This is a genomic window from Pseudomonas danubii (assembly GCF_042980055.1).
GTDB classification, from domain to species: Bacteria; Pseudomonadota; Gammaproteobacteria; order Pseudomonadales; family Pseudomonadaceae; genus Aquipseudomonas; species Aquipseudomonas danubii.
The window spans coordinates 1,221,346-1,241,859 of record NZ_CP116502.1 but is presented as its reverse complement, the minus strand read 5'-3'; the positions used below and the strand labels follow the sequence as shown (position 1 = coordinate 1,241,859).

General features: G+C 58.3%; 20 protein-coding genes. All 20 read left to right on the top strand.

The window, feature by feature from the left end; genetic code table 11:
* Window positions 1-274 precede the first annotated feature (274 nt).
* The 20 genes from PFZ56_RS05875 to PFZ56_RS05780 all read left to right on the top strand — a co-directional run bounded on the left by PFZ56_RS05875 (window position 275) and on the right by PFZ56_RS05780 (window position 20,460).
* Window positions 275-1,663, top strand: coding sequence for an amino acid permease (locus PFZ56_RS05875; RefSeq protein ID WP_170001378.1), 1,389 nt, complete (start codon window positions 275-277; stop codon window positions 1,661-1,663).
* Between the two features lie 48 nt (window positions 1,664-1,711).
* The gene (locus PFZ56_RS05870; protein ID WP_170001379.1) at window positions 1,712-2,533 is read left to right on the top strand and encodes a phytanoyl-CoA dioxygenase family protein; all 822 of its coding nucleotides are present in this window, start codon (window positions 1,712-1,714) and stop codon (window positions 2,531-2,533) included.
* Between the two features lie 122 nt (window positions 2,534-2,655).
* Entirely contained in the window at window positions 2,656-2,994 is a 339-nt protein-coding gene (locus PFZ56_RS05865; protein WP_170001380.1) for a hypothetical protein, read from the top strand.
* A gap of 562 nt (window positions 2,995-3,556) precedes the next feature.
* A complete protein-coding gene (mnmG, locus tag PFZ56_RS05860) occupies window positions 3,557-5,449 on the top strand; it encodes a tRNA uridine-5-carboxymethylaminomethyl(34) synthesis enzyme MnmG (RefSeq protein ID WP_170001381.1) in 1,893 nt (630 codons plus the stop codon).
* A 5-nt stretch (window positions 5,450-5,454) separates the two neighbouring features.
* Entirely contained in the window at window positions 5,455-6,090 is a 636-nt protein-coding gene (gene rsmG / locus PFZ56_RS05855; protein WP_170001428.1) for a 16S rRNA (guanine(527)-N(7))-methyltransferase RsmG, read from the top strand.
* 18 nt (window positions 6,091-6,108) lie between these two features.
* The gene (locus tag PFZ56_RS05850) at window positions 6,109-6,906 is read left to right on the top strand and encodes a ParA family protein (protein ID WP_170001382.1); all 798 of its coding nucleotides are present in this window, start codon (window positions 6,109-6,111) and stop codon (window positions 6,904-6,906) included.
* A gap of 9 nt (window positions 6,907-6,915) precedes the next feature.
* Window positions 6,916-7,788 carry a ParB/RepB/Spo0J family partition protein gene (locus PFZ56_RS05845; RefSeq protein WP_011064387.1) on the top strand — a complete coding sequence of 291 codons (873 nt, stop codon included), beginning with the start codon at window positions 6,916-6,918 and terminating at the stop codon, window positions 7,786-7,788.
* A 148-nt stretch (window positions 7,789-7,936) separates the two neighbouring features.
* Entirely contained in the window at window positions 7,937-8,344 is a 408-nt protein-coding gene (locus PFZ56_RS05840; RefSeq protein WP_016964883.1) for a F0F1 ATP synthase subunit I, read from the top strand.
* A 16-nt stretch (window positions 8,345-8,360) separates the two neighbouring features.
* Entirely contained in the window at window positions 8,361-9,233 is an 873-nt protein-coding gene (gene atpB, locus PFZ56_RS05835) for a F0F1 ATP synthase subunit A (protein WP_102862414.1), read from the top strand.
* Between the two features lie 133 nt (window positions 9,234-9,366).
* Complete coding sequence (atpE, locus tag PFZ56_RS05830; protein ID WP_002555987.1) at window positions 9,367-9,624, top strand: F0F1 ATP synthase subunit C; 258 nt, start codon at window positions 9,367-9,369, stop codon at window positions 9,622-9,624.
* 57 nt (window positions 9,625-9,681) lie between these two features.
* Window positions 9,682-10,152, top strand: coding sequence for a F0F1 ATP synthase subunit B (locus tag PFZ56_RS05825; RefSeq protein WP_011064385.1), 471 nt, complete (start codon window positions 9,682-9,684; stop codon window positions 10,150-10,152).
* A 12-nt stretch (window positions 10,153-10,164) separates the two neighbouring features.
* Entirely contained in the window at window positions 10,165-10,701 is a 537-nt protein-coding gene (locus PFZ56_RS05820) for a F0F1 ATP synthase subunit delta (protein ID WP_102862413.1), read from the top strand.
* Between the two features lie 21 nt (window positions 10,702-10,722).
* Window positions 10,723-12,267 (top strand): F0F1 ATP synthase subunit alpha, encoded by a 1,545-nt coding sequence (gene atpA / locus PFZ56_RS05815; protein ID WP_102862412.1) that lies wholly within the window; start codon window positions 10,723-10,725, stop codon window positions 12,265-12,267.
* Between the two features lie 50 nt (window positions 12,268-12,317).
* On the top strand, window positions 12,318-13,178 hold the full coding sequence (gene atpG, locus PFZ56_RS05810; protein ID WP_011064382.1) for a F0F1 ATP synthase subunit gamma: 861 nt from the start codon (window positions 12,318-12,320) through the stop codon (window positions 13,176-13,178).
* A 27-nt stretch (window positions 13,179-13,205) separates the two neighbouring features.
* Window positions 13,206-14,582: a F0F1 ATP synthase subunit beta gene (gene atpD, locus PFZ56_RS05805; RefSeq protein ID WP_007924510.1), complete on the top strand. Its 1,377-nt coding sequence runs from the start codon at window positions 13,206-13,208 to the stop codon at window positions 14,580-14,582.
* 45 nt (window positions 14,583-14,627) lie between these two features.
* Window positions 14,628-15,053: a F0F1 ATP synthase subunit epsilon gene (locus PFZ56_RS05800; protein WP_011064380.1), complete on the top strand. Its 426-nt coding sequence runs from the start codon at window positions 14,628-14,630 to the stop codon at window positions 15,051-15,053.
* A gap of 115 nt (window positions 15,054-15,168) precedes the next feature.
* Window positions 15,169-16,536, top strand: coding sequence for a bifunctional UDP-N-acetylglucosamine diphosphorylase/glucosamine-1-phosphate N-acetyltransferase GlmU (gene glmU / locus PFZ56_RS05795; protein WP_170001383.1), 1,368 nt, complete (start codon window positions 15,169-15,171; stop codon window positions 16,534-16,536).
* A gap of 163 nt (window positions 16,537-16,699) precedes the next feature.
* Window positions 16,700-17,467: a DeoR/GlpR family DNA-binding transcription regulator gene (locus PFZ56_RS05790; protein WP_102862410.1), complete on the top strand. Its 768-nt coding sequence runs from the start codon at window positions 16,700-16,702 to the stop codon at window positions 17,465-17,467.
* Window positions 17,468-17,477: 10 nt separating this feature from the next.
* Window positions 17,478-19,310 carry a glutamine--fructose-6-phosphate transaminase (isomerizing) gene (gene glmS / locus PFZ56_RS05785; RefSeq protein ID WP_110594160.1) on the top strand — a complete coding sequence of 611 codons (1,833 nt, stop codon included), beginning with the start codon at window positions 17,478-17,480 and terminating at the stop codon, window positions 19,308-19,310.
* Between the two features lie 292 nt (window positions 19,311-19,602).
* Window positions 19,603-20,460, top strand: a complete 858-nt coding sequence (locus PFZ56_RS05780) for a TnsA endonuclease N-terminal domain-containing protein (RefSeq protein WP_394304626.1) — start codon at window positions 19,603-19,605, stop codon at window positions 20,458-20,460.
* Window positions 20,461-20,514 lie beyond the last annotated feature (54 nt).

The following is a 20,514-nucleotide window of genomic DNA, read 5'->3' as shown; positions in this document are numbered from 1 at the left end:
ACAACGACGTTACCTTTACCCCCTTTCCCGATTCCAGCCGATGAACCTGCGGTCTTGAGTAACAGGCCCATTTCGTAAATGGGCTCAAGTTTCCGCCATTTATCCGCACTAGCCGACGCGTTCGGCACTTTTATCCTTCATTCCCCAAGTGGTACCTGATTTGCATCCTGGCAGATGTACAGGTTTGTACACCTGAGGAAATAGTCCGGCTATTGCCCCTGGGTCGGCCGATGGACGCCGACGGGGTCGACAGTCCGGCATTTAAGGAACAGAAATGGCTAGCACGACTGCGTTAAACCGTGGCTTGAGCACCCGGCACATTCGTTTCATTGCGCTGGGTTCAGCCATCGGCACCGGGTTGTTCTACGGTTCGGCGGCCGCCATCAAGCAGGCCGGTCCTTCGGTACTGCTGGCGTACCTGATCGGCGGAGCGGCGATCTACCTGACCATGCGCGCCTTGGGGGAAATGGCTGTCAGAAACCCGGTATCGGGTTCCTTCGGGCATTACGCCAGTTGTTATCTTGGACGCTTTCCGGGGTTTCTCACCGGCTGGAGTTATGCTTTTTCGATGCTCATGGTGTGCCTGGCGGACGTCACCGCCTTTGGTGTCTACATGAGCCTGTGGTTCCCCGATACGCCCCGCTGGATCTGGGTGCTGAGCATCGTGCTGGGGATCGGCGCCTTGAACCTGTGCAGTGTGCGGATCTTTGGCGAAATGGAGTTCTGGCTATCGCTGCTCAAGGTCGCGGCGATCATCGCAATGATCGGCGGAGGCTTTGCGGTGCTGCTCTTCGGTATCCAGCTGGGTGACGGACAGCATTCTGTGGGCCTGAGCAACCTGTGGGCCTATGGTGGTTTTTTCCCCAATGGCCTGGAGGGCATGATCGCCTCGTTCACCATTGTCATGTTCGCCTTTGGCGGGATCGAGGTCATTGGCATCACGGCGGGCGAAGCCAAGGACCCGCAACGCATGATTCCCAAAGCGATCAACTCCGTGCCACTGCGGATTCTGATCTTCTACATCCTGACCCTGCTGGTGTTGCTGATGCTGTTTCCCTGGTCAGGTATCGGCAGTCAGGGCAGTCCCTTCGTGCAGATCTTCAGCGGCCTGGGGATAAATTCGGCGGCAACGGTACTGAACCTGGTGGTGATCTCCGCGGTGTTCTCGGCGATCAACAGCGACATTTTCAGTGCCGGCCGCATGATGTACGGCATGGCGGCGATCGGTCAGGCCCCTGCGGCGTTTGCCAGCACCTCGCGCTTCGGAGTCCCCTGGATGACGGTGCTGGTGATGTCGGTGGCTCTGCTGTTCGGTGTTTTGCTCAACTACTTGGTACCCGAAGAATTGTTCCTGGTGTTTGCTTCGCTGGTGACTTTCTCGGTGGTCTGGGTCTGGCTGATGATCCTGCTCTCGCAGATGGCCATGCGCCGTAGCATGAGCCCGGAGGAAATCGCCGCCCTGGGCTTTCCTGTGCCTTTCGGCGCCGCTGGCCAGGTCTGCGCGGTGCTCTTCATGCTGTTCATCTTTGTGGTGCTCGGCGCCTTTGCGCAAACCCGCCTGGCGCTTTATGTCGGTGTCGGCTGGCTGGCATTGCTGTCACTGGCCTACTGGATATGGATCAGGCCGAACACCGCCCTCACTGATGTGCTCCTCCCGGACTGAGGATCTCGGCCGTTGTGCTGCCCTCCATTGGATGAAAAGGAAAACACCATGCAAGCGTTCCACCTGCCCCCCTCAACCATCGAGGCGTTTCAGCGTGATGGTGCCGTGTGTATTCGCCAGCTGTTCAGTGCCGACGAAGTGGCGCTGCTGGAGCGGGGGATCGAACACAACCTGGCCAGCCCCAGCGAGCGGGCCAAGGTCGCTAGCCAGGCGGATGATCCTGGCTGGTTCTTCGAGGACTTCTGCAACTGGCAGGACAACCCCGACTACAGGCGCTTCATCTTCAACAGCCGGGTAGGCCATGTCGCCAGCCAGCTGATGCAAAGCAACAACGTGCGGCTCTATCACGATCACCTGCTGGTCAAGGAGCCCAACACTCGGCAGGCCACGCCCTGGCATCAGGATCAGCCGTACTACAACGTCGAGGGCCAACAAAACTGCAGCATGTGGATGCCCGTGGACCCGGTGGCGCGGGCATCCACACTGGAGTTTGTCGCCGGTTCCCACCGTGGTCCCTGGCTGATGCCGCGAACCTTCCTGGACAATCAGGCCAAATGGTTTCCCGAAGGCAGTCTGGCGGACCTGCCGGACATCGAAGCCAATCGCTCGGCCTTCAATATCCTCGGCTGGGCCCTGGAACCCGGGGACGCGGTGTTCTTCCACATGCTCACCCTGCATGCCTCTGGCGGTGTGGGGGGAGATCGCCGGCGTCGGGCATTTTCGCTGCGTTTTCTGGGAGATGACATGCGTCATGCCCCCAGACCCTGGCGCACCTCGCCCGAGTTTCCAGGGCTGGCCACGGCTCTGCCTGCCGGGGCGCCGATGGAACATGAATTTTTCCCTTACTTGTGGACATGCCAGGGCAAATGAAGCCTGTTCAGAAACCAGCGGATCAGCGGCTTGAGGCCGTCAGAAGAATCGGAATCAGCTGATATTCATTCGTTCAAGCCCCGGCCAGCATCCGCGGTCGCTGCTATCAAATGGATGGAAGGGTGTTTATGCGCTTTTGTAGCTATCTCGCGGTACTGGGTCTGGCCCTTGTCTGCCAAGGCAGTTGGGCTCAACTTCCCTCGGATCAGGCGCCTGTGGCGGAGGGTGTCGCCGCCTTCGAGTCCTCCGCCGTTTCGGCCCAGAACTCCCCAGAGGTTGAAGCTGAAAGCTTGAACGACGGGATCTCGACGAACCCATCTCTGGCGGGCAATGACATGACCAGCGCCTCGATACTCGATAGCGCCAAGGCTGGCTTGAAGAAGTACTGGCTGGTCCTGGTCATTGTCACGCTGGCGTTGAGTTGGTGGATACAAGGTCGCCTGGTCAAGCGCCCCGAGTGACCGCTGCAATCATCACCTGGTGTTATCCACAGACAGGCTCGCGCAGCCTGTCTGTTTCTCCCTCTTCCTCTGATCGATCCGTTGTAGCCGTTGAGGCCACAACAAGGTCGACCTGTGCCTGAGTTTCCCTGGACGCGGATGTTTTCTGTGGATTAAGCCCTGTGAATAACTGCCCTTCAGCTCGGTTGATAACCAGGCTTCAAAACTGAGGAAAACCACGCCTGTGGATAACCACCCCATTCATCCACAGGTTTAAACCGCTTATCCAAGGGCCTCCTGGCCACCTAACCACAGAGTTTAAAACCTCTGTACATATTGAATATAAAGGCCTGTAGCAATCTATCCACAGAAAGGCATGTGCATAAGAATAAACATAAAAACAAGGATTTAATAAATTTCTCTCTTTTAATTTCTATTGACCGTGATCCATCCACAGCTGGTTAAATTTTGTGCAAAGGGTTCTTTAGGAAGGGCTAAGTCCCTATACTTGCCGCCTTGGTCCAAAAACCAACCCGACAACTACTCCTAATTACTCCTACTTGAAGCAGGCACGAGGTGCGTGGTGGATTTCCCTTCCCGTTTTGAAGTGATCGTCATCGGCGGCGGTCATGCCGGTACCGAGGCAGCACTTGCATCAGCACGAATGGGGGCCAAAACCCTGTTGCTGACGCATAACGTGGAAACCCTCGGAGCAATGAGCTGCAACCCCGCAATTGGTGGGATCGGCAAGAGCCATCTGGTCAAGGAAATCGATGCCCTAGGTGGTGCGATGGCCATGGCGACCGATAAAGGCGGTATTCAGTTTCGTGTGTTGAACAGCCGCAAAGGCCCAGCCGTGCGCGCTACCCGCGCCCAGGCCGACCGTGTTCTGTACAAGGCGGCGGTGCGCGAGATCCTCGAGAACCAGCCGAACCTGTGGATATTTCAACAAGCCGCAGATGACCTGATCGTTGAACAGGATCAGGTACGCGGTGTCGTGACCCAGATGGGTCTGCGTTTCTTCGCGGAATCCGTGGTGCTTACCACCGGAACCTTCCTCGGTGGACTTATCCACATCGGAATGCAGAACTATTCCGGTGGTCGTGCCGGTGACCCGCCCTCGATTGCCCTGGCGCAACGACTGCGAGAACTGCCACTGCGGGTTGGCCGCTTGAAAACCGGTACTCCGCCACGCATCGATGGCCGTTCTGTGGATTTCTCGGTCATGACCGAACAGCCTGGGGATACACCGATTCCGGTGATGTCGTTCCTGGGCTCGAAAGAACAGCATCCACAACAGGTCAGTTGCTGGATTACTCACACCAACGCCCGCACCCACGAGATCATCGCCTCGAACCTCGATCGTTCGCCGATGTATTCCGGGGTGATCGAAGGCATTGGCCCGCGTTACTGCCCGTCGATCGAAGACAAGATCCATCGCTTTGCCGACAAGGAAAGCCATCAGGTGTTTATCGAACCTGAAGGCCTGACCACTCACGAGCTGTACCCGAACGGTATATCCACATCCTTGCCGTTCGACGTGCAGTTGCAGATCGTGCAATCGATCCGCGGCATGGAAAACGCACACATCGTGCGCCCGGGTTATGCCATTGAGTACGACTACTTCGATCCGCGGGATTTGAAATACAGCCTGGAAACCAAGGTCATCGGCGGCCTGTTCTTCGCCGGTCAGATCAACGGCACCACCGGGTACGAAGAAGCCGGCGCCCAGGGTTTGCTGGCCGGGGCCAACGCCGCACTGCGTGCCCAGGGCAAAGACAGCTGGTGCCCGCGCCGCGATGAAGCCTATATCGGTGTGCTGGTGGATGACCTGATTACCCTGGGTACCCAGGAACCGTACCGGATGTTCACTTCCCGAGCGGAATACCGCCTGATTCTGCGCGAAGACAATGCCGACCTGCGTCTGACCGAAAAAGGTCGCGAGCTGGGTCTGGTGGATGACGTGCGCTGGGCCGCTTTCTGCAAGAAACGCGAAGGCATTGCCCAGGAAGAGCAACGCCTGAAGTCCACTTGGGTCCGTCCGGGCACCGAGCAGGGCGATGCCATTGCTCAGAAATTCGGCACCCCGCTGACCCACGAGTACAACCTGCTGAACCTGCTGAGCCGTCCGGAAATCGACTACGCTGGTCTGGTCGAAGTGACCGGACACGGCGCAGAAGATCCACAGGTCGCGGAACAGGTCGAGATCAAGACCAAATACGCAGGCTATATCGATCGCCAGCAGGACGAAATTGCTCGTCTGCGGGCCAGCGAAGACACCAAGCTGCCTGTGGATATCGATTACACCGGCATTTCTGGCCTGTCGAAGGAAATCCAGAGCAAGCTCGGCGCAACCCGTCCGGAAACCCTGGGCCAGGCTTCGCGGATTCCCGGCGTGACCCCCGCGGCGATTTCCCTGTTGATGATTCACTTGAAAAAACGCGGCGCGGGCCGTCAGTTGGAGCAAAGCGCTTGAGTTCTATGGTCACCCCACAACACGCGGATGAGTTATCCACAGGCGCTCGCCAGCTCGGTGTCAATCTGAGCGCAGCCCAGCACGAATTGCTGCTGGGTTACCTGGCCCTGTTGATCAAGTGGAACAAGGCTTACAACCTGACGGCGGTGCGCGACCCGGATGAAATGGTCTCCCGCCATCTGCTCGATAGCCTGAGCGTAATGTCGTTCATCGAAAACGGCCGCTGGCTGGATGTTGGCAGTGGCGGCGGGATGCCCGGTATCCCTCTGGCAATCCTGTTTCCCGAGTCGCAAGTCACCTGCCTGGACAGCAACGGCAAGAAAACCCGCTTCCTGACACAGGTCAAACTCGAACTCAAGCTGGATAACCTGCAAGTTATCCACAGCCGGGTCGAAGCCTTCACGCCTGAACAGCCTTTCAACGGGATCATTTCCCGGGCGTTCAGCAGCATGGAGAACTTCACCAACTGGACCCGCCACCTGGGCGACCGCGATACACGCTGGCTGGCAATGAAGGGCGTCCATCCCTCGGATGAGCTGTTAGCATTGCCGGCAGACTTCCACCTCGATAGCGAACACGCCTTGGCCGTACCCGGTTGCCAAGGCCAACGCCATCTGCTGATACTGCGCCGCACGGCATGATTGGGAACACAAGCAAGAATGGCTAAGGTATTCGCGATAGCGAACCAGAAAGGTGGTGTGGGCAAGACCACCACCTGCATCAACCTCGCAGCATCCCTGGTAGCGACCAAGCGCCGGGTGCTGTTGATCGATCTCGATCCACAGGGCAACGCCACCATGGGTAGCGGTGTGGATAAACACGGTTTGGAAAACTCGGTCTATGACCTGCTGATTGGTGAATGCGACCTGGCCCAGGCCATGCACTTCTCCGAACACGGTGGTTATCAATTGCTGCCGGCCAACCGCGACCTGACGGCCGCGGAAGTGGTGCTGCTGGAAATGCAGATGAAGGAAAGCCGTCTGCGCAGCGCCCTGGCGCCGATTCGTGAAAACTACGACTACATCCTGATCGACTGCCCGCCGTCGCTGTCGATGCTCACCCTCAACGCCCTGGTGGCCGCCGATGGGGTGATTATCCCCATGCAGTGCGAGTACTACGCGCTGGAAGGCTTGAGCGACCTTGTGGATAACATCAAGCGTATCGCTGAACTGCTCAACCCCGAGCTGAAGATCGAAGGCTTGCTGCGTACCATGTTCGACCCGCGCCTGAGCCTGATGAACGATGTTTCCGCGCAGCTCAAGGAACACTTCGGCGAGCAGCTGTACGACACCGTGATTCCGCGCAACATCCGTTTGGCCGAGGCGCCGAGCTACGGCATGCCGGCATTGGCGTACGACAAACAATCCCGTGGCGCGCTGGCCTACCTGGCCCTGGCGGGCGAGATGGTTCGCCGGCAACGTAAACAATCGCGCGTCGCAGCCGCCCAGCCAACTTAAGGAATCCCCATGGCCGTCAAGAAACGAGGTCTCGGACGTGGACTGGATGCACTGTTGAGTGGTCCGACTGTCAGCGCACTGGAAGAACAAGCGGTGCAGGCCGACCAGCGTGAGCTGCAGCACCTGCCCCTGGACCTGATCCAGCGTGGCAAGTACCAGCCACGCCGGGACATGGACCCACAGGCACTGGAAGAACTGGCCAACTCGATCAAGAGCCAGGGTGTGATGCAGCCGATCGTGGTCCGTCCCATTGGTGGTGGTCGTTTCGAGATCATCGCCGGTGAACGCCGCTGGCGCGCCAGCCAGCAGGCCGGCCAGGAAACCATCCCGGCGATGGTCCGCGATGTACCGGATGAAACCGCTATCGCCATGGCGCTGATCGAGAATATCCAGCGCGAAGACCTCAATCCCATCGAGGAAGCGGTGGCCCTGCAGCGCCTGCAGCAGGAATTTCAGCTGACTCAGCAACAGGTCGCCGAAGCGGTGGGCAAGTCCCGCGTCAGTGTGGCCAACCTGCTGCGCCTGATTGCCTTGCCTGAGGTAATCAAGACCATGCTGTCCCACGGCGACCTGGAAATGGGTCATGCCCGTGCCTTGCTCGGATTGCCGGAAAATCAACAGGTTGAAGGGGCGCGACACGTTGTCGCACGAGGTCTCACTGTACGTCAGACCGAGGCGCTGGTTCGCCAGTGGCTGAGCGGCAAACAGGAGCCTGCTGAACCGGTCAAGCCAGACCCGGATATCGCCCGTCTCGAGCAGCGCCTGGCCGAGCGCCTAGGCTCTGCGGTGCAGATTCGTCATGGGAAGAAGGGCAAGGGACAGCTGGTGATCGGCTATAACTCCCTGGATGAGCTGCAAGGCGTCCTCGCTCACATTCGCTGAAACATTTCCTCATGTAGCGCGCAGTCGGAAATCACTACCCGGCAGTTGAATAGGGGCTGAACCGCCCCTATACTCTGCGCGCATTTTGTCGGCACAAATTATGCCAAGTTATTGAATTCTGGCGGCCGACCCTTGAGGAGCAAGAGCGATGGAAACCCGCACGCCAAACCGCTTGCCGTTTCATCGCTTGGCGGTTTTTCCGGTTTTATTGGCTCAGTTGGTCATTCTGCTGATAGCCGCTCTGGCGCTTTGGCAATGGCGTGGAGTCGTTGCCGGGTACTCAGGCCTTTGCGGAGGACTGATAGCCTTGCTACCCAATGTGTATTTCGCTCACAGGGCATTTCGGTTTTCCGGCGCTCGAGCGGCCCAAGCCATAGTCCGGTCTTTTTATGCCGGTGAGGCGGGCAAACTGATTTTGACGGCGGTGCTGTTTGCACTGACGTTCGCAGGTGTGAAGCCATTGGCGCCGCTGGCTGTATTCGGCGTCTTCGTGCTGACCCAACTGGTCAGCTGGTTCGCTCCCCTGCTAATGAGAACAAGACTTTCGAGACCTTAGGGCGTTTGAGGCAACCATGTCAGCAGAAACAACCGCTTCGGGCTATATCCAGCACCACTTGCAGAACCTGACCTTCGGTCAGCTACCCAATGGGAGCTGGGGCTTTGCCCACTCCGCAGCAGAAGCCAAGGAAATGGGCTTCTGGGCATTCCACGTCGATACCCTCGGCTGGTCTGTCGCACTGGGTGTGATCTTCATTCTTCTGTTCCGCATGGCGGCCAAGAAGGCGACTTCCGGCGTGCCGGGCGCTTTGCAGAACTTCGTTGAAGTCATGGTTGGCTTCGTCGATGGCAGCGTGAAGGACAGCTTCCACGGCCGCAGCCCGGTGATCGCACCGCTGGCGCTGACCATTTTCGTCTGGGTGTTCCTGATGAACGCCATCGACCTGGTACCGGTGGACTGGATTCCACAACTGGCCATGTTGATCTCGGGCGATCCGCACATTCCATTCCGTGCCGTATCCACCACTGACCCGAACGCCACCCTGGGCATGGCCCTGTCGGTATTCGCGCTGATCATTTTCTACAGCATCAAGATCAAGGGCATCGGCGGCTTCATCGGCGAGTTGACCCTGCATCCGTTCGGCAGCAAGAACATCTTCGTTCAAGCGCTGCTGATTCCGGTGAACTTCCTGCTGGAATTCGTGACCCTGATTGCCAAGCCGATTTCTCTGGCACTGCGTCTGTTCGGCAACATGTATGCCGGCGAACTGGTGTTCATCCTGATCGCTGTGATGTTCGGCAGCGGTCTGCTGTGGCTCAGCGGCATGGGTGTGGTTCTGCAATGGGCGTGGGCTGTGTTCCACATCCTGATCATTACCCTGCAGGCCTTTATCTTCATGATGCTGACCATCGTCTACCTGTCGATGGCGCACGAAGAGAACCATTAAGACCAGTCTCGACTAGTCTGATGTCCCTCTCGTTGCGGCGAGAGGGGGCCCGTCTCGGGCTCGATGAAACGATTTGTTTTACCGCTTTAATCTAAAAAACCTAAACCATACGACGTAAAAGTCGGGAGGAAAGATGGAAACTGTAGTTGGTCTAACCGCTATCGCTGTTGCACTGTTGATCGGCCTGGGCGCACTGGGTACCGCAATTGGTTTCGGCCTGCTGGGCGGCAAGTTCCTGGAAGGCGCTGCGCGTCAACCAGAAATGGTTCCAATGCTGCAAGTTAAAATGTTCATCGTTGCCGGTCTGCTCGACGCCGTAACCATGATCGGTGTTGGTATCGCTCTGTTCTTCACCTTCGCAAACCCCTTCGTTGGTCAACTCGCTGGCTAATCACTCGAGTATTCGAGTTGATTGGTGTGACGGACAACGAACGAGCGAGGTGTTGGCGTGAACATTAATGCAACCCTGATTGGCCAGTCCGTTGCGTTCTTAATTTTTGTATTGTTCTGCATGAAGTTCATTTGGCCTCCGGTCATTGCTGCTTTGCACGAACGTCAAAAGAAGATCGCGGATGGACTGGACGCTGCCAGCCGAGCAGCTCGTGACCTGGAACTGGCCCAAGATAAAGCGGGTCAGCAACTGCGCGAAGCTAAAGCTCAGGCAGCTGAAATCATTGAGCAAGCCAAGAAGCGCGGTTCTCAGATCGTCGACGAAGCCCGTGAACAGGCTCGTGTCGAAGCTGAACGTGTGAAGGCTCAGGCTCAGGCCGAGATCGAACAGGAACTGAACGGTGTCAAAGACGCGCTGCGTGCCCAACTGGGTAGCCTGGCAGTCAATGGCGCAGAGAAGATCCTGGGTGCCACAATCGATCAAAACGCGCACGCAGAGCTGGTTAACAAACTGGCTGCTGAAATTTAAGCGAGGGCGATCATGGCAGAACTGACCACGTTGGCCCGACCTTACGCTAAGGCGGCCTTCGAGCACGCTCAGGCCCACCAGCAGCTGGCCTCTTGGTCAGCCATGCTCGGCCTGGCTGCAGCGGTGTCACAAGATGACACCATGCAGCGCGTGCTTAAGGCCCCGCGACTGACGAGCGCAGAAAAGGCCAACACTTTTATCGAAGTGTGTGGCGACAAGTTTGATGCACAGGCACAGAATTTCATTCACGTTGCCGCCGAGAACGACCGTCTCCTGCTGTTGCCGGAGATCGCCGCTCTGTTCGACCTGTACAAGGCCGAGCAAGAGAAATCGGTGGATGTGGATGTAACCAGTGCGTTCGCATTGAACCAAGAACAGCAAGACAAACTCGCCAAGGTTCTCAGTGCACGGCTCGGCCGGGAAGTGCGACTGCACGCTGCGGAGGATGCCAGCCTTATTGGTGGCGTCGTAATCCGCGCCGGCGACCTGGTTATCGATGGCTCGATTCGCGGCAAACTCGCGAACCTTGCCGAAGCATTGAAATCTTGAGTTTGAAGGGGCAGCAGAGCAATGCAGCAACTCAATCCTTCCGAAATAAGTGAAATTATCAAGGGCCGCATCGACAAGCTCGATGTGACCTCCCAAGCCCGTAACGAAGGCACTGTCGTCAGCGTATCTGACGGCATCGTGCGGATTCACGGTCTGGCCGACGTCATGTACGGCGAGATGATCGAGTTTCCGGGCGGCGTCTACGGTATGGCCCTCAACCTGGAGCAAGACTCCGTAGGTGCCGTTGTATTGGGCGCGTACACCAGTCTGGCTGAAGGCATGAGCGCCAAGTGCACCGGCCGCATCCTCGAAGTTCCGGTTGGTAAGGAACTGCTGGGTCGCGTAGTCGACGCACTGGGTAACCCAGTTGACGGCAAAGGTCCGCTGAACAACACCGAGACCGATGCGGTCGAGAAAGTTGCTCCAGGCGTGATCTGGCGTAAGTCGGTAGACCAGCCTGTACAGACTGGCTACAAGGCTGTCGATGCCATGATCCCAGTCGGCCGTGGCCAGCGTGAGCTGATCATCGGTGACCGTCAGATCGGTAAAACCGCTCTGGCGATCGACGCGATCATCAACCAGAAAGACAGCGGCATTTTCTGCGTCTACGTAGCGATCGGTCAGAAGCAATCGACCATCGCCAACGTGGTTCGCAAGCTGGAAGAAAACGGTGCCCTGGCTAACACCATCATCGTTGCAGCGAGCGCTTCGGAATCTGCAGCACTGCAATTCCTGGCTCCGTACTCCGGTTGCACCATGGGCGAATACTTCCGCGACCGCGGTGAAGACGCGCTGATCGTTTATGACGATCTGTCCAAGCAAGCAGTGGCTTACCGCCAGATTTCCCTGCTGCTGCGCCGTCCACCAGGCCGTGAAGCCTACCCAGGTGACGTGTTCTATCTCCACTCCCGTCTGCTGGAGCGCGCTTCCCGCGTTTCCGAAGAGTACGTAGAGAAGTTCACCAACGGCGCAGTGACTGGCAAGACCGGTTCCCTGACCGCTCTGCCGATCATCGAAACCCAGGCTGGCGACGTTTCCGCGTTCGTTCCGACCAACGTGATTTCCATCACCGACGGTCAGATCTTCCTGGAATCGGCCATGTTCAACTCCGGCATCCGTCCGGCTGTGAACGCCGGTGTTTCGGTATCCCGTGTGGGTGGTGCCGCTCAGACCAAGATCATCAAGAAGCTGTCCGGTGGTATCCGTACCGCTCTGGCTCAGTACCGTGAACTGGCGGCATTCGCCCAGTTCGCTTCTGACCTGGACGAAGCGACCCGTAAGCAACTTGAGCATGGTCAGCGCGTTACCGAGCTGATGAAGCAGAAGCAATATGCGCCGATGTCCATCGCCGACATGTCCTTGTCCCTGTACGCCGCTGAACGTGGCTTCCTGACGGACGTCGAGATTGCCAAAGTTGGTAGCTTCGAACAGGCCATGATTGCTTACTTCAACCGCGATCACGCCGACCTGATGGCGAAGATCAACGTGAAGGGTGACTTCAATGACGAAATCGACGCTGGCCTGAAAGCCGGTATCGAGAAGTTCAAAGCCACCCAAACCTGGTAAGCCGCAGCGGGAGCCGCAAGGCTCCCGCTTGCTAACCTGATAGGTGTTACATGGCAGGCGCAAAAGAGATTCGCAGTAAGATTGCGAGCATCAAAAGCACGCAAAAAATTACCAGCGCCATGGAAAAAGTGGCGGTCAGCAAAATGCGCAAGGCACAAATGCGCATGGCTGCTAGCCGTCCTTATGCGGAGCGCATCCGCCAGGTTATTGGTCATCTGGCCAACGCCAACCCGGAATATCGTCACCCATTCATGATCGACCGTGCTATCAAGCGCGTCGGTTACGTTGTGGTGAGCAGTGACCGTGGTCTGTGTGGTGGCTTGAACACCAACCTGTTCAAGGCCCTGGTCAAGGACATGGCGGTAAACCGCGAACAAGGCGTCGAGATCGATCTGTGTGTGGTCGGTAGCAAGGGTGCGGCCTTCTTCCGCAACTTCGGCGGTAACGTCGTTGCAGCTATCAGCCATCTGGGTGAAGAGCCGTCGATCAATGATCTGATCGGCAGCGTCAAGGTGATGCTGGATGCGTACCTGGAAGGCCGGATTGACCGCCTGTCCGTGGTATCCAACAAGTTCATCAACACCATGACTCAGCAGCCGACCGTGGAGCAGTTGATTCCACTGGAGGCAACCCCGGATCAAGAACTCAAGCACCACTGGGACTATCTCTACGAACCGGATGCCAAGGAGCTGCTGGACGGCTTGATGGTCCGTTACGTGGAGTCGCAGGTCTACCAGGCGGTGGTCGAGAACAACGCAGCTGAACAAGCGGCGCGGATGATCGCAATGAAAAACGCTACCGACAACGCCGGTGATTTGATCAGCGATTTGCAGCTGATCTACAACAAGGCGCGTCAGGCTGCGATCACCCAAGAGATCTCGGAAATCGTCGGCGGCGCTGCCGCGGTTTAACGGTTCAAATATTCAGAGGATCCAGCTATGAGTAGCGGACGTATCGTTCAAATCATCGGCGCCGTTATCGACGTGGAATTTCCACGCGACAGCGTACCGAGCATCTACGACGCCTTGAAGGTTCAAGGCGCCGAAACCACTCTGGAAGTTCAGCAGCAGCTGGGCGACGGCGTGGTGCGTACCATTGCGATGGGCTCCACCGAAGGCTTGAAGCGCGGTCTGGACGTCAACAACACTGGCGCAGCCATCTCCGTACCGGTCGGTAAAGCGACCCTGGGCCGGATCATGGACGTACTGGGCAACCCAATCGACGAAGCCGGTCCTATCGGTGAAGAAGAGCGTTGGGGCATCCACCGTCCAGCTCCTTCCTTCGCAGAACAGGCAGGCGGCAACGACCTGCTGGAAACCGGGATCAAGGTAATTGACCTGGTTTGCCCGTTCGCCAAGGGCGGTAAAGTCGGTCTGTTCGGTGGTGCCGGTGTAGGCAAGACCGTAAACATGATGGAACTGATCCGTAACATCGCCATCGAGCACAGCGGTTATTCCGTGTTCGCCGGTGTGGGTGAGCGTACTCGTGAGGGTAACGACTTCTACCACGAGATGAAGGATTCCAACGTTCTGGACAAGGTTGCTCTGGTCTACGGCCAGATGAACGAGCCACCAGGAAACCGTCTGCGCGTAGCGCTGACCGGCCTGACCATGGCCGAGAAGTTCCGTGACGAAGGTAACGACGTTCTGCTGTTCGTCGACAACATCTATCGTTACACCCTGGCCGGTACCGAAGTATCCGCACTGCTGGGCCGTATGCCTTCCGCAGTAGGCTACCAGCCGACCCTGGCCGAAGAGATGGGCGTTCTGCAAGAACGTATCACTTCGACCAAGCAAGGCTCGATCACCTCGATCCAAGCGGTATACGTACCTGCGGACGACTTGACCGACCCGTCGCCAGCGACCACCTTCGCCCACTTGGACGCCACCGTCGTTCTGTCCCGTGACATCGCTTCCCTGGGTATCTACCCAGCGGTAGACCCACTGGACTCGACTTCCCGTCAGCTGGACCCGAACGTGATCGGCAACGAACACTACGAGACCGCTCGCGGCGTTCAGTACGTACTGCAGCGTTACAAAGAGCTGAAGGACATCATCGCGATCCTGGGTATGGACGAACTGTCGGAAGCCGACAAGCAGTTGGTATCCCGCGCTCGTAAGATCCAGCGCTTCTTGTCGCAGCCGTTCTTCGTGGCTGAAGTCTTCACTGGTTCTCCAGGCAAATACGTTTCCCTGAAAGACACCATCGCTGGCTTCAAAGGCATCCTCAACGGTGACTACGACCACCTGCCAGAACAAGCGTTCTACATGGTCGGCGGCATCGAAGAAGCGATCGAGAAAGCCAAGAAACTGTAATCCCGGCGCCCGGCAACGGGCGCTAATTTAGGTTGAGGCAAGCAGATGGCTATGACAGTCCATTGCGATATCGTCAGCGCGGAAGGGGAAATCTTCTCCGGTCTGGTGGAGATGGTGGTTGCGCACGGTGAACTGGGTGATCTTGGTATCGCTCTGGGTCACGCACCGCTGATCACCAACCTGAAGCCAGGTCCGATCCGCTTGATCAAGCAGGGCGGGGAAGCCGAGGTGTTCTACATCTCCGGTGGTTTCCTCGAGGTTCAGCCGAACATGGTCAAGGTTCTTGCCGATACCGTGCAACGCGCTGCCGACCTGGACGAAGCCTCCGCTCAGGAAGCCGTCAAGGCTGCTGAGAAGGCCCTGAATGAAAAAGGCGCAGATTTCGACTACGGTTCTGCTGCTGCACGTCTGGCCGAGGCCGCAGCTCAGCTGCGTACCGTCCAGCAGATCCGCAAGAAGTTCGGCGGCTAAGTCGCAGGCTTTCTGTGTGATTGATTAAAAAGGGTAGCCTCGGCTACCCTTTTTATTTTCCGCCATTCACCCCCCTTGGTCGCAGTCGCCGGCCCCCCAGGATTGGTAGCCAGTCATGTCTCTCGAAATCGTTATCCTCGCCGCGGGTCAAGGCACTCGTATGCGCTCGGCGCTGCCGAAGGTGCTTCACCCGGTCGCCGGCAACTCCATGCTCGGGCATGTTATCCACAGCGCCCGGCAACTCGACCCACAGCGCATCCACGTGGTGATCGGCCACGGCGCGGACGCGGTGCGTGAGCGCCTGGCGGCCGATGACCTGAATTTCGTGTTGCAGGACAAGCAACTGGGCACCGGCCACGCGGTGGCCCAGGCTGTACCTTTCATTACCGCCGACACGGTGCTGATCCTCTATGGTGATGTGCCACTGATCGAAGTCGAGACCCTGCAGCGCCTGCTCAAGCAAGTGGGACCGGAACAACTGGGCCTGCTCACCGTCGAGCTGGATGACCCGACCGGCTACGGGCGCATCGTCCGTGACGCCAGTGGCAAGGTCACCGCCATCGTCGAGCAGAAGGATGCCAATGAAGCCCAGCGCGCGATCACCGAAGGCAACACTGGGATTCTCGCGGTGCCCGGCAAACGCCTCGGCGACTGGACCGGCCGCCTGTCCAACAACAACGCCCAGGGCGAGTACTACCTCACCGACGTGATTGCCATGGCAGTCAGCGACGGCCTGATTGTCGCCACCGAACAGCCCCACGACGCCATGGAAGTGCAGGGCGCCAACGACCGCAAGCAGTTGGCGGAACTGGAGCGTCACTACCAGCTGCGCGCGGCGCGCCGGCTGATGGCCCAGGGCGTGACCCTGCGCGACCCGGCACGCTTCGACGTGCGCGGCGAAGTCACTGTCGGCCGCGACGTGCTGATCGACATCAACGTGATTCTCGAAGGCCGAGTGGTGATCGAGGACGACGTGATCATTGGCCCCAACTGCGTGATCAAGGACAGCACCTTGCGCAAGGGTGTGGTGATCAAGGCCAACAGTCACCTCGACGGCGCGGTCATGGGCGAGGGCAGCGATGCCGGCCCGTTCGCCCGTCTGCGCCCCGGCACCGTGCTGGAGGCCCGTGCCCATGTGGGTAACTTCGTCGAACTGAAGAATGCCCACCTGGGCCAGGGCGCCAAGGCCGGTCACCTGACTTACCTGGGTGACGCGGTGATCGGTGCTCGCAGCAACATCGGCGCTGGCACCATCACCTGCAACTATGACGGGGTGAACAAGCACAAGACTGTCATGGGCGAAGACGTGTTCATCGGGTCCAACAACTCCCTGGTGGCACCTGTGGATATCTTGTCCGGTGCTACCACGGCCGCCGGCTCCACCATCACCCAGAATGTCGCGCCTGCCCAACTGGCAGTGGGTCGGGCCCGGCAGAAGAACATCGACGGCTGGAAGCGGCCGGAGAAGATCAAGAAAGACTGAGGTTATCCACAACCGTGGAACCCTGTTCGCCGGCAAGCCGGCTCCTACTGATCGGTGTAGGAGCCGGCTTGCCGGCGAATTTTTTCACCTCCCCCGCTTGACGAAGTTTCGATCATAGGTTTTTATTGCGCCTGTTATCTTTCGAATCGAAACTTAAGCCACCATGTCGAAGCGCAATACCCCTCAACGCCGCCACAATATCCTTGCCTTGCTCAATGAACAGGGCGAAGTGAGTGTTGATGCTTTGGCCAAGCGTTTCGAAACCTCTGAAGTTACGATTCGAAAGGATCTGGCCGCTCTGGAAAGCAATGGCTTGCTGCTGCGTCGTTACGGCGGCGCCATCACCATGCCTCAGGAACTGGTCAGCGACCTTGGCCAGCCGGTGTCCCTCTACAAGCAGGCGATTGCCCGGGCCGCGGTACAGCGCATCCGGGAACACGCACGAATCATCATCGACAGTGGCAGCACCACCGCCGCCATGATTCCCGAACTGGGCCAGCAACCCGGCCTGGTGGTGATGACCAACTCGCTGAATGTGGCCAACGCCCTGAGCGAGCTGGAGCACGAACCCGTGCTGTTGATGACTGGCGGCACCTGGGACCCCCATTCCGAGTCCTTTCAGGGCCAGGTGGCTGAACAGGTTCTACGCTCATACGACTTCGACCAGCTGTTTATCGGTGCCGACGGCATCGATCTGGCCCGCGGCACCACCACTTTCAACGAATTGCTGGGGTTGAGTCGGGTCATGGCCGAAGTGGCTCGTGAAGTGGTGGTGATGGTCGAATCCGACAAGATCGGCCGCAAGATTCCCAACCTGGAGCTGCCATGGAGCAGCGTCCATACCCTTATTACCGATGATCGCCTGCCCTTTGAGGTCCGCGACCAAATCCAGGCCCGCGGCATAACTCTGATTTGCGCGGCTGTCAGCTAGGAGAAAAACCATGTGTGGAATTGTTGGCGCCGTTGCTGAACGCAATATCACCGCCATTTTGCTGGAAGGCCTCAAGCGTCTCGAATACCGCGGCTACGACAGCGCCGGTGTGGCGGTCTACACCAACGCCGGCAAGCTTGAGCGTATGCGCCGCCCGGGCAAGGTCAGCGAACTGGAACAGGCCCTGGCCAGCGAGCCGCTGGTCGGCCGCCTGGGCATCGCCCACACCCGCTGGGCCACCCACGGCGCGCCGTGCGAGCGTAATGCCCACCCGCATTTCTCCGGCGACCTGGCGATCGTGCACAACGGCATCATCGAGAACCACGAAGCCCTGCGCGCGCAGCTCAGCGCCCTGGGCTACGCGTTCACCTCGGACACCGACACCGAAGTCATCGCCCACCTGCTGAACCACAAGCTCAAGGACCTGGGTGACCTCACCGTGGCCCTCAAGGCCACCGTCAAGGAACTGCACGGCGCCTACGGCCTGGCGGTGATCAGCGCCAGCCAACCGGACCGACTGGTGGCAGCCCGCAGCGGCAGCCCGCTGGTGATCGGCCTGGGCCTGGGGGAAAACTTCCTCGCCTCCGACCAACTGGCCTTGCGCCAGGTCACCGACCGCTTCATGTACCTGGAAGAAGGCGACATTGCCGAGATCCGCCGCGACAGCGTGCAGATCTGGGACATCGACGGCAAAGCGGTTGAGCGCGAAGCAGTGCAGTACCGCGATGGCGCCGAAGCGGCGGAGAAGGGCGAGTTTCGTCACTTCATGCTCAAGGAAATCCACGAGCAGCCATCCGTGGTGCAGCGCACCCTGGAAGGTCGCCTGAGCGCCAATCAGGTGCTGGTGCAGGCCTTCGGTCCACAAGCCGCCGAGCTGTTCGCCAAGGTGCGCAATGTGCAGATCGTTGCCTGCGGCACCAGCTACCATGCCGGCATGGTGGCCCGTTACTGGCTGGAAGAACTGGCCGGCATCCCCTGCCAGGTGGAAGTGGCCAGCGAGTTCCGCTACCGCAAGGTGGTGGTGCAGCCCGACACCCTGTTCGTGACCATCTCCCAGTCCGGCGAAACCGCCGACACCCTGGCGGCCTTGCGCAATGCCAAAGAGCTGGGCTTCCTGGCCAGCCTGGCCATCTGCAACGTCGGCATCAGCTCCCTGGTGCGCGAGTCCGACCTGACCCTGCTGACCCAGGCCGGTCGCGAAATCGGCGTGGCCTCGACCAAGGCCTTCACCACCCAACTGGTGGGCCTGCTATTGCTGACCCTGTCCCTGGGCCAGGTACGTGGCACCCTGGCCGCCGGCGTCGAAGCCGAGCTGGTAGAAGAACTGCGCCGCCTGCCGATCCGCCTGGGCGAAGCCCTGGCCATGGACGGCGTAGTGGAGAAGACCGCCGAGCTGTTCGCCGACAAGCACCACACCCTGTTCCTCGGCCGTGGCGCCCAGTACCCAGTAGCGATGGAAGGTTCGCTCAAGCTCAAGGAGATTTCCTACATCCACGCCGAAGCCTACCCGGCCGGCGAGCTCAAGCACGGTCCCCTGGCCCTTGTGGATAACGACATGCCTGTGGTCACTGTGGCGCCGAACAACGAGCTGTTGGAAAAACTCAAATCCAACCTGCAGGAAGTGCGTGCCCGTGGCGGCGAGCTGATCGTGTTTGCCGACGAACAAGCCGGCATGACCAATGGCGAAGGCACCCACGTGATCCAGATGCCGCACATCCACGACATCCTCTCGCCGATCCTCTACACCATCCCGCTGCAACTGCTGTCCTACTACGTTGCCGTGCTCAAGGGCACCGACGTCGACCAGCCGCGCAACCTGGCCAAGTCGGTGACCGTGGAGTGAGTTATCCACAGCTGCCTGCCAGGCGTGGTTTTTGACAATATATTTTGACAACAGACAAAATATTCTGACACCAAGCAATATATTTTGACACAATCCTCAAGCCCCTGATTTCAGGGGCTTTTCTTTTTTGATCTCCTCCACCATATGTCTGATTTTGGGATGTGAGCTCGCTGGAGGGGTAGTCTGGTAGAGGTTTCAGACTTATTCACAGTGATGTTTTTTTCCTAGGACTTTTTGTACACATTCCATTTCTGGGGATATGTGGAGGCTGCAGAAGGTATGGGAGGTTGGCTTGCGTGGTCGTAGCTTCAAAACGCAGTCCGATATTGATCGGCATATCGAAAAAGGCTTTGGGCAAGGAAGTCAGGAGCTTTACGTGCCCTGGCTAAGGGTTCAGGACGTTCCCTCCCATGGCCGGTCGCGTAAGGTACAGGGAGTAAAGGTCAACCGGCTCCATCACCTGCTGTCTGATCTTGAGTATGGGTACCTACTCGTAACTGAGTTCTCCCCTGAGGTTTTGGACATCCGTGAGCAGTATCCAATCCTTCCACAATCAACAGCCCAGTCGATTGCTCATTCGCTGAATATTCGCTATCCCACATACCCAGGTACCAAGCTGCCTTATGTGATGACGACCGATTTCTTGCTCACCATTCGCCAGCCTGACGGAAGTACACGGTTGGCTGCTCGGACGCTCAAATACACTGATTCACTTAAGAGCGGGAAAGGGCTGAAAGGTACCTTGGAAAAATTTCAGATTGAGCGAGCCTACTGGAACGACAGGGGGGTGGATTGGAACATCGTCACCGAGAAAAACGTTCCCGCCACTCTTATCCAGAATCTTGATTGGTTTCGAAAATCAGCTTTCCTCCAGCGGCATCTCCAACAGCGCCCGCTCATTGAGTCTTTCTTGGAGGAGCTTTCTCGAATCCAAGCGTACCAATGGCCTTTGGATCGTGTCCTACGTCACATCGCAGGGGCTCTGTTTCTTCCTTACACCGACGCCAAAGCCATGTTTATGCACCTAGTCTGGCACAAATACGTCCTATTGGATCTCACAGCTGAGCGGCTTTCGATGAAAAGCACGCTGCCGACGATCAAGATCGTTTGGCCTTCCAGCAATCAAGATCACGAATTGAAGGTGGGCTGAAATAGTGGATCTATCCAGGAACGACATCCTTGAGGCATTGACTGAGCCCCATCT